This is a genomic window from Sphingobium psychrophilum, assembly GCF_012927105.1.
Taxonomy (GTDB): domain Bacteria; phylum Pseudomonadota; class Alphaproteobacteria; order Sphingomonadales; family Sphingomonadaceae; genus Sphingobium; species Sphingobium psychrophilum.
Window position 1 is genome coordinate 1 of the sequence record NZ_JABBFV010000048.1, and the last position, 7,057, is coordinate 7,057.

The following is a 7,057-nucleotide window of genomic DNA, read 5'->3' on the forward strand; positions in this document are numbered from 1 at the left end:
CCAAGGATTTTGAGCACACCATCGCATCGGCAACCGCGTGGCTGTTCATAGCTTCCATCCAGCTATTCGCCCGTCGCATCGCAAGGCTATGAAATCTCATCGGATAATTATGAATCAGGCACTTAGGGCGCGAAAGCATGTACAAAATCGCCATGCGCCAGATAGCTTCGTAGGTATCTACGAGTTTTTGTTTTTATCTGAAGGGCTGACCCGATCGGAGCCAGAGTAAGCAAGATAGTATAATCCCGGATTCTACGTCTTAATAAGCGATAGCATATCGACCATGTGATAAGTCAAATCTCGCAATGATTAATATTGCTATCGGATTATGAAATGCAGTCCGCTGTCGATTTAAGTGACACTCATTTGACAATTTAATTTATGCAATGCGGGCGATGGTGGAACGATTATCCAACAGCATCGTTACGACGTCGTCACGCTTAACGTGATGCGGCCACTTGACCGCTCGAAATCTATTCTACGGAGAAGGTATTATGCTGAAAGTCATTATGGCCGCGGGCGCGCTAGCGCTTTCAGGTTCAGGGGCTCTCGCCCAAGCTGTTTCACCAACAAACACAGGTTCAATGTCGAGCATGGATACCGGCACAACACCGATAGCTGGACAGAATGAGCCAGCCTTTGTGATGGCTGCATCGGATGCGAACCTCTATCAAATAAAAGCAGCGCAGTTCGCCGTGACCAAGGCTCAGCGTGACGATGTGAAGGCTTTTGCCAAACGTGTTCAGACCGAAGCGCAAATCGCGCAGAAAGCACTCATGGCCGCGCTGCGCAACGATCAGCGGACAATAAAAGCGCCATCGTCATCGCTTTCCTCCGACAGAGCCGCACTCGTGAAGCTGCTCCAGAAGACGCCGCGCGGCAGCTTCGATAATCTTTATCTATCCCAGTCCGCCCAGGTACTACAGGCGGCATGGGCCATCAACAAAGGCTATGCGCAAGACGGCACCGACCCAGCCTTGAAGCAAGTCGCGGGAACCGCCGTTCCCACACTTGAGCAAGAACTCACCAATGGGAAGGCACTTCTTCCTTCAGCATTGACCGGCGGTCAATGATCATAGTGGCGCCCGTTCTTCACGGGCGCCACTCAATGTGATCGTCATGCCCTGGCGGGCAGCCGCTGTTATTTCAAGCGAGGTAACAGCGAACCCCACAGCGGTCGTGTTTATGCTTTCAACCTTGTCTTCAGGATATTGGGCGGATGATGATACTTGTTTTTGCCATGGCGGCTCTTGCACAAACCCCCGAGCAACCCGCCAGAAAAGATGAGACAGTTGACCGCGGTCGGGAAATCGTCACGCAGCCGGCGAAAGATATTGGCGCGGCCAAAACCGAAATTCCAGCTATTCTGGAAAGAGCGCAAGAAAATCCATATGGTCTCGCCGGCTTGAAATCCTGTGCGCAGATCAAGGCCGCAACTACGGAGCTCGATAGCGTCCTCGGACCTGATTTTGCGGTCGGCAACAACAAAAAAGAGAACAGGGCTGGTCGGCTGGCCGAGGCTGGAGGGAAAACTATTGTTAACACAATCATACCGTTTCGGGGCTTAGTTCGGGAGATTTCGGGCGCAGCTCCGGCCGAAAGACGCCTGGCGGCAGCGATTGACGCCGGCTTCGCACGCCGCGGCTTTCTTCGTGGAACAGCGCTCGCGCGGCGCTGTCCGGGGAGCAAAAATTAGCGACGAAAGCTGACGCTATTGAATTCGACGCCTCTGTGCGAGGCTGCGCATTATCTCTTGAACTATGGCATTGCAGGGTAATGGGCCGGGGCGGGAATAACGAAAAGCTACTCGGGCCAGAAACAACCTATATTATTGCTTCCAGGCAAGGTGACGGCGGCCCAACCGATCAAAGTGCCGGGTCACCTTTCGTGTGACCCTGGCTGATATCACCATAGGCCACAATTGTGGGGATTGAAACGGGACACCAATTCGAGGCTCACTTCTTAACGACCGCCCGATCGGGAAAGTAATTTTTCGCGTCGGAGTGCTCGGCATCACGCGCCATCAGTTTCTGTGTTGTGCACCAGCCTGGCAAACCGCTCCTCGGTATCTTTTGATTCTTGCTTGAAGATTGGGGGAGCTACAGCCTGATATGCGGCTTAGGTGTAGGACCGGTCCAGCGGCCGCGGGCAAGGAGCGGGTTATCTCTGCGTAATGCTGAGGTTCCATATAATATGCAATTGCCGATCACTCCTTAATGCTGCAAGACAGAACCACACCGCGCAACATTTGGGATTGTAATTTATATGGCGGACAAGTCGGCCACTGTTTCGGCGGATCCTGAGGGCCTCGGCGAATCTGCGGTGTCGCCGCTTAAATCGCCGCGCGTTCGCCTCGCGATGCTCATTGGCGCCATCCTGCTGCTCATCGGTGGCTTTGTCTGGTACTTGGATCATCAGAACCGGGGCCGATACATGCAGGTGACCGACAACGCCTATGTTGCGGCAGATTCCGTCATCACAGCGCCCAAGATCGCCGGATATGTTGAACGGGTGTTCGTTATCGAGAATCAGACGGTTCGGCAGGGGCAGTCTCTGGCTGAACTCGATCCCCGCGAATATCGGGCGCAGACCGAACAGATTACCAGCCAGATCGAAACGGCAACGGCTGCGGGGGATACGACGCGCTCTCAGATTTCCGAACAGCAGGCAGCCATAGCGCAAGCGCAAGCCCAGCTCAACGCGGCGAGCGCCGAGGCTGCTTTCGCCGCACAGCAGGTTACGCGATATCAGCCGCTTGCCGCATCAGGCGCTGAGCCAGGGGAGCGTTTCGCGCAGCTTCAGACGCAGGCACGACAAGCTCGCGAGCGAACCAATGCTGCGCAGGCGGCGCTGATCGCCTCGCAACGGCGAGTCGGTACACTGGGCGCGCAGGTGCGTCAGGCCCAGTCGCAAGCAGAGGCCGCGCGTGCCCAACTCAAGGTGGCGCGCGTCAACGTCGAATCGACAGTGCTCAAGGCTGCAATCAATGGCCGTGTGGGCGATCTGGCTGTCCGTGTGGGGCAATTCGTGCAGCCCGGCACACGCATGATGACACTGGTTCCTGTCGATCGATTGTTCATTGAGGCGAACTTCAAGGAAACTCAACTGGGGCTTATGCGCGTCGGCCAGCCTGTTGGCATCGAAATCGATGCGCTCCCTGGCGTCGAACTGACCGGGCGTATTGCCAGTATCGCCCCTGGCACGGGCGCCCAATTCTCGGTGCTCCCCCCCCAGAATGCGACCGGAAACTTCACAAAGATCGTACAGCGCGTGCCTGTACGCATTGCAATCGATGCTCCTCTCGAAGTGCGCACGCTCCTTGTGCCGGGAATGTCGGTTGGAGTAACGGTCGATACGCGTTCAGCCAGAGGAGAGATGGATCGACTCCGTCAGGCCGTAAGCCGGAAGCGTTGACAGTGGTCACGGTCACAGCATCTCCAGACGCAGCTCGTTCCGCGCGTGCGGACTTGACCGCTTGGATCGCTGTTGCTGCCGGCTCGCTCGGCGCACTGCTGGCGACCCTCGACATCTCGATCGTCAACTCGGCACTGCCAACGATCCAAGGCGAAATCGGAGCAACCGGCACTGAGGGAACGTGGATCGCCACCGCCTTTCTCGTTGCCGAGATCGTCGTCATTCCGCTGAGCGCCTGGCTTGAACGGCTTTTGGGACTGAGAACCCTCCTTCTCATTTCCGTGACTGCCTTTACCGGGTTCTCCATCCTATGCGGCATCGCCACCGACCTTATGACGATGATCATCGGACGAACCGGGCAGGGCCTTATGGGAGGGCTGCTGATACCCACCGCCATGACGATTGTCGCAAAGCGACTCCCGCCACCCCAGCAGCCCATCGGGATGGCCCTTTTCGGAATGACCGTAATCTTGGGACCCGTTCTTGGCCCCTTGCTCGGTGGCTGGCTGACGGAAAATTTGAGCTGGCACTATGCCTTCTTCGTCAATGTTCCGGTCTGCGGGATACTCCTCTTGCTCCTGTTGCTCGGACTGCCGCACGAACGTACGAATTGGGTCTATCTTCGCGAGGCCGACTGGTTGGGTATTATAGGCCTGATCCTTGGCCTTGGAGGACTAACGATCGTGCTCGAGGAGGGGCACCGTGAAGACTGGTTCGAATCGACGCTTATCATCCGGCTGACGTTTATAACCGTAGCAGGGTTTGTGATGTTGGCGATCGGACAGATCTGGGCAGCAAAGCCCGTCCTTAAGCTGCGAATCGTCATGAGCAGACAGTTCGGCAGCGTCGTTATCATGGCGCTAGCGCTGGGCATGGTGATGTACGGATCGACCTTCGTCATCCCGCAGTTCCTGTCGCTTATCGCCGACTATAATGCCCTCGAGACCGGACAGGTCATCTTTCTCATGGGCGTTCCTGCCTTCTTTGTGATGCCGTTCGTGCCGTTTCTGATGCGGGTTGTCGACATCAGGCTGGCCGTTGGCGCTGGCCTCGCGCTTATGGCTGCTAGCTGCTTTGTGAACACCAGTCTCACAGTGGAATCCGCAGGCGAAGCCTTTACTACCGGTCAGCTGCTGCGCGGGGTGGGGATGATCTTTGTCATGCTCTTTCTGAACCAGGCCGCCATTACCTCAGTCAGCAAGGAGGATGCTGGAGATGCCTCAGGCATCTTCAATGCTGCGCGAAACCTCGGTGGCTCATTCGCTCTGGCGGCCCTGACGTCGTTCCAGGACCAGCGTATGTCACTCCACAGCCGACGGATGGAGGAAACGCTGTGGGCAAACGATCCAAGCGTGCAGGAGTATATCGCGGGGATGTCTCATACTCTGGGAAATATGGACGCGGGCCTTCAGTCGCTCGCTGGCACAATTCAGCAGCAGGCGTTCGTCATGACCTATAACGACATATTCTTGACGATGGCGGTAGCGACTTTTGTGACGCTTCCGTTCGTGTTTTTCCTTCGCCCGCTCCCCAAGGGGATGTCGCTGACGATGCATTGAGGTGGTAATGGCAAAGTTAAGTGGTCTCATCCTTCCGCTGCTCCTTGGTGGATGTGTGGTCGGCCCGGACTATTCCGGACCACCAGAGCTCGGCCAAGCCGCGCCGCGGCCGACATTCGTTCGTCAACCAGCGGATGCGTCGACCAGCGAGCCGGAACTCGCCGAATGGTGGACGACGCTGCAAGATCCGGTTCTCGATGAGCTCGAGCGGCGCACTCTTGTCGCGAATCCCTCGATTGATGTTGTGCAGGCCCGACTTCGCCAAGCCCGTGGGTCTGTACGCCAGGAGCGAGCAAACCGCCTGCCGACGGCTGGTGCTCAGGGCGCGGCCATATTTGCTGATCTTCCCGGGATCGATCTCCAGGCCAGTCAAGGAAGTACTCTACCCACACCTGTTCCGGCACCTTCATCCGCCCAGGATGCGGACACGTCTCTGCGTTTCTACAACCTTGGTCTGAACGCAAACTGGGAAATAGATCTCGCGGGCGGGCAGGTGCGAAAAATCGAAGCGGCAAACGCGCTGGCGGCGGCAGCGGCGTATAATGTTGCAGACGCAAAGGTTCAGCTCAGCGCTGAAGTCGCGCAGACCTATACCAATCTTCGTGACCGGCAGCAGCGCGCCGCTGCTTTTCGGGGAGGTCTCGACCTTCAGCGCCAGCAACTCGCCCTAGCCCGGCAGCGTTTCGGGCAAGGCACAATCCCGGCCTTCACTGTCGGCCAAGCGAACCGCGCGGTTCAGGCCACGATCAGCGATCTCGCCGCGGCCGATGCTGAGATCGAAATATATATGAATGCGCTAGCGGTTCTCGCCGGTGAAGCGCCGGGATCTCTCGATCCGCTATTGACGCCACGGCGCGATATCCCGATCCCCCCTGCGCGGGTGTCGATCGGAGACCCTTCGGCGCTCCTGCGCCGTCGTCCCGACATCCGCGCTGCGGAGCGCAATCTCGCCGCCACAACCTCCCGGATAGGGGTCGCGGAAGCAGCTCGTTTTCCGAAAATCAGCTTCATGGGGATTCTCGGGATTGGCGGCACGTCCATCGGAGACCTGGTAGATCTGGGCAATATTTCCAACATCGCCGTCCCTCAGCTGCAATGGGGCTTGCTCGATTTTGGACGAACGTCAGCGGCGATAGCGCAGGCACGCTCTGGTCGCGATGAAGCCGAGGCACAATATAGGCAGGTAGTGCTCGGCGCGCTTGAGGATGCGGAGACGTCGCTTGCGCGCTTTGCACAGCAAAGGCGAAACGTCGCCGCTTTTGCCGAAATCAAGCGGTCAGCAGATGAAGCGGCAACGCTGATGCGGCAGCGCTATGCGCGGCAGGTCATTTCGAGAGGCGACACTCTTGAGGCTGACCGCCAGCAGCGGCTTGCAGAGGCAAACCTGCACAGTGCGGTTGCGGCCCTCACCGCCAGCTATGTTGCCATACATAAGTCGCTTGGACTGGGATGGACAGAAGCGGGGAGTCAAGCTTCAGCCCTTATGAGCAAATAATGATGGTATCTGTCCGGACTTGCCAATACAAGAATCGGCGGCCCTGCCCACCGCAATGATGACTTTTGGCACAGGGCAACCCGCCTGTTCGGCATCCATCCTGCGGCCCTTGCGATTATACAGAGTTTCGCGGGGTAACGCGCCCCGGGGCGATTGCGATGTGTTTGACGGGGGTTGCCCCCGATAGGATGAAATACGGATTCACGACCGCATAGCCGGACGCAACATCGGACCGGAGACAACCATAGAGCAGTTTATCGGCCTCGACGTGTGATTGGATAGAATTTCTGTCCGACGAAGATCTATCCCGCGGGGAGTTGTCCTGACCGCGTATACGACCTTGTACCCGACAGACGGCATCACCCGCAGGCGGAAGATGGGGGCGCTTGTAAAACCAGCCAAGCTTACGACCTCACAACCATAGATCGACGAAGATCGAAATTGCCTTGACCGGGATGCGATTAAACGTAACCGACCGGTTGAGGCCGCCTGCCTTGCTGTGACGTGAGCGCGTAAGGGACGTCCATAAGGACGTCGATATGGACGTCCTGAGCCAGAGCGAGGGACGGCAGTGGAGATATTGGGCCGG

At 57.5% G+C, this 7,057-nt stretch carries 5 protein-coding genes and 1 pseudogene; all 6 read left to right on the top strand.

Features of this window, described 5'->3' with window-relative positions; all coding sequences use genetic code 11:
- Positions 1–92: pseudogene (locus HHL08_RS24780) on the top strand (IS5/IS1182 family transposase); the annotation flags it as partial.
- Between the two features lie 402 nt (positions 93–494).
- Positions 495–1,073 (top strand): DUF4142 domain-containing protein, encoded by a 579-nt coding sequence (locus HHL08_RS24785; RefSeq protein ID WP_235955309.1) that lies wholly within the window; start codon positions 495–497, stop codon positions 1,071–1,073.
- A 149-nt stretch (positions 1,074–1,222) separates the two neighbouring features.
- Positions 1,223–1,696 (top strand): hypothetical protein, encoded by a 474-nt coding sequence (locus tag HHL08_RS24790; protein WP_405053679.1) that lies wholly within the window; start codon positions 1,223–1,225, stop codon positions 1,694–1,696.
- A 569-nt stretch (positions 1,697–2,265) separates the two neighbouring features.
- Complete coding sequence (locus HHL08_RS24795) at positions 2,266–3,414, top strand: HlyD family secretion protein (RefSeq protein ID WP_169575530.1); 1,149 nt, start codon at positions 2,266–2,268, stop codon at positions 3,412–3,414.
- A gap of 53 nt (positions 3,415–3,467) precedes the next feature.
- A complete protein-coding gene (locus HHL08_RS24800) occupies positions 3,468–4,973 on the top strand; it encodes an MDR family MFS transporter (RefSeq protein ID WP_024020661.1) in 1,506 nt (501 codons plus the stop codon).
- Positions 4,974–4,980: 7 nt separating this feature from the next.
- Complete coding sequence (locus HHL08_RS24805; protein WP_169575531.1) at positions 4,981–6,468, top strand: efflux transporter outer membrane subunit; 1,488 nt, start codon at positions 4,981–4,983, stop codon at positions 6,466–6,468.
- Positions 6,469–7,057 lie beyond the last annotated feature (589 nt).

What these genes read in the sequence shown, in the direction of transcription:
- HHL08_RS24785 (WP_235955309.1), top strand. Translation starts at nt 495, where the DNA reads ATGCTGAAAGTCATTATGGCCGCGGGCGCGCTAGCGCTTTCAGGTTCA.
- HHL08_RS24795 (WP_169575530.1), top strand. Translation starts at nt 2,266, where the DNA reads ATGGCGGACAAGTCGGCCACTGTTTCGGCGGATCCTGAGGGCCTCGGC.
- HHL08_RS24805 (WP_169575531.1), top strand. Translation starts at nt 4,981, where the DNA reads ATGGCAAAGTTAAGTGGTCTCATCCTTCCGCTGCTCCTTGGTGGATGT.
- HHL08_RS24790 (WP_405053679.1), top strand. Translation starts at nt 1,223, where the DNA reads ATGATACTTGTTTTTGCCATGGCGGCTCTTGCACAAACCCCCGAGCAA.